The organism is Alishewanella longhuensis, assembly GCF_014653435.1.
GTDB classification, from domain to species: domain Bacteria; phylum Pseudomonadota; class Gammaproteobacteria; order Enterobacterales; family Alteromonadaceae; genus Alishewanella; species Alishewanella longhuensis.
Genome location: NZ_BNAO01000002.1, coordinates 2774 through 5139, shown reverse-complemented (window position 1 = coordinate 5139; position 2366 = coordinate 2774). Strand labels below are relative to the sequence as shown.

At 47.9% G+C, this 2366-nt stretch carries 1 protein-coding gene and 1 tRNA gene; both read left to right on the top strand.

From position 1 onward, the window contains the following. Window positions 1-21 precede the first annotated feature (21 nt). Complete coding sequence (locus IE163_RS04015; protein ID WP_189430494.1) at window positions 22-2136, top strand: hypothetical protein; 2115 nt, start codon at window positions 22-24, stop codon at window positions 2134-2136. 145 nt (window positions 2137-2281) lie between these two features. Beyond that, a tRNA-Ala gene (locus tag IE163_RS04010) sits at window positions 2282-2357 on the top strand. The last annotated feature ends 9 nt before the right edge of the window (window positions 2358-2366 follow it).

Genomic DNA, 2366 nt, shown 5'->3' with positions numbered 1-2366 from the left:
CTAGTCTCATGGAGCAGAAACTTGTCTACTACAACCTCAACACATCAATGGCGCTTTTTCCGCTCAGGCGGTTTTGACCAAGTAACCATTTCCACCCCTGCCGACTTACAACATCTTAGTGAACTCGATCCAAAACTCTGGACAGTATTAAATTGCCCGACAACTGGGTTAGAGTTTGACGACGCTACGCTGGCTATGATGGACCAGGATGGTGATGGACAGATACGGATACCTGAGATTTTAGCGGCGGTAAATTGGAGCTGTGAGCGTTTAGTTGATCTTAATGTTATGTTTGCAGAACCCGGTTTACCGCTGAATGCCATAGCCAGTGATGACGAGCTAGGTGCGGGCATCAAGTATGCAGCAGAGCAAGTGCTGCTGTATTCTAACAAAATGCCCCAGGATAATTTGCAGGTTGCAGATTTGTTGGAGAGCACCCGGTTGTTTGCTGCTGATCACTTTAATGGCGATGGCGTAGTGGTACCGGAATTAACAACAGATCCGGAATTACAACAGTTTATCGCTGATATTATGGTCACTCAGGGCGGAATTGCAGACAGAAGTGGCAGCGAGGGCGTGAATAGTGAAAGTTTGCAACAGTTTATAGCGCAAGCGCAAAGTGTCTTGGAGTGGCATGCCACGTTCACCGAGAGCCAAGTAGCATTGTGTCCACTCGCCGAGCAAACTGCCGATGCTGTTGCTGTTTTTGAGAAGGTGCAGGCAAAAATAGATGATTATTTTGTACGTTGTCAGTTGGCGGCTTTCGATGACAGAGCTACAGATAATTTAAATCCGGCGATCGGTGTTTACGATACATTGGCAAATAAAGTGGTGGCGGAGGCCGATAGCGATATTGCGACCTTACCCTTATCCGCCATCGCTGCGGATAAGGCTCTGGCACTCGGCAGTGGTATTAACCCGGCTTGGGCTGGCGCTATTCATGATTTCAGTGAAAAAGTGTTAACGCCCTTACTTGGCAAACCCTGCTCAGAGTTAACTTATAGCAGTTGGCAGCATATTTCTGCGCAGTTGGCTGCTTGGCGTAATTGGATGGCGGCACGCCCGGAGACAGCGGTACATGCGCTGGGGACAGATCGCTTACAGCTAATCCTGACGAGTGAGTTAAGCACAAAATTACAAACACTAATCGATCAAGATCTACAAGCTTGTACCTTTGCCGACAATCTTAAGGCGTTGGAGAAGTTGGTGCGTTATCAGCGGGACCTGGTGACCTTGTTACGCAACTTTGTCTGTTTTAGTGATTTTTATCAGGGCAAGCAAAAAGCCATCTTTCAAGCTGGTACCTTATATATTGATCAACGCAGCTGTGAGCTGGTGATGCAGGTAGGCGATATTAATCGTCATGCTGCCATGGCACCTTTTAGTGGCTGTTATTTGGTGTACTGTACCTGTACCCGGCAGGGCGAAACGCCGTTAAATATTGTTGCGGCCTTAACCGGTGGCGATGTTGATGAATTGATGGTGGCTGGGCGAAATGGCGTCTTTTATGACCGTAAAGGGCAAGATTGGAAGGCAAGTGTAACCAAAGTAGTGGCACAACCTGTTAGTATCCGGCAAGCATTCTGGTCTCCCTATCGGCGCGTCGCTGCTTTTATCGAAAATCAGGTACAGAAATTTGCTGCCTCCCGTGATAAAGGTATTGAAGCTAATACCACTGTCGCTGCACCAGCCCCCAGTAGTTTTGATATTGCTAAATTTGCCGGTATTTTCGCCGCTTTTGGCTTAGCTATTGGAGCTTTGGGCACCGCACTAGCGGCTGCGGTTTCAGGCTTATTTCAACTTGCCTGGTGGCAAATTCCTTTGGTATTGCTGATAGTGTTACTGATTATCTCCACACCTTCGATGATTATGGCTTACTTAACCTTACGTCGACGCAACTTAGGGCCTTTGCTGGATGCCAATGGTTGGGCGGTAAATACCCGGGCGAAAATTAATGTGCCCTTTGGTGCAGCGTTAACAGGTTTAGCCCATTTACCGAAAGGCGCAAAACGATCACTGCGCGATCCTTTTGCTGAGAAACCAAGTATTTGGCCATACCTGATAGGCTTGGTGCTGGTTGTTTTGGTAGGGTGGGTTGTCTGGCAAAAATTCTTTGCTGCTGCGCCCTTGGTCTAAGTCGTAACAAAGTGGGGCGCTTAGGTTAAATTTTATTCTAACGATTTAGTGGCCATAAAAAACTGTTGACACTTTTAAGGCACACCCCTAGAATGCGCCCCGTGTTCAGCGATAAGCGTAGCTTGTTGTTGGCACAGAAAAGTGTGGGGCTATAGCTCAGCTGGGAGAGCGCTTGCATGGCATGCAAGAGGTCAGCGGTTCGATCCCGCTTAGCTCCACCAAGATTTTAT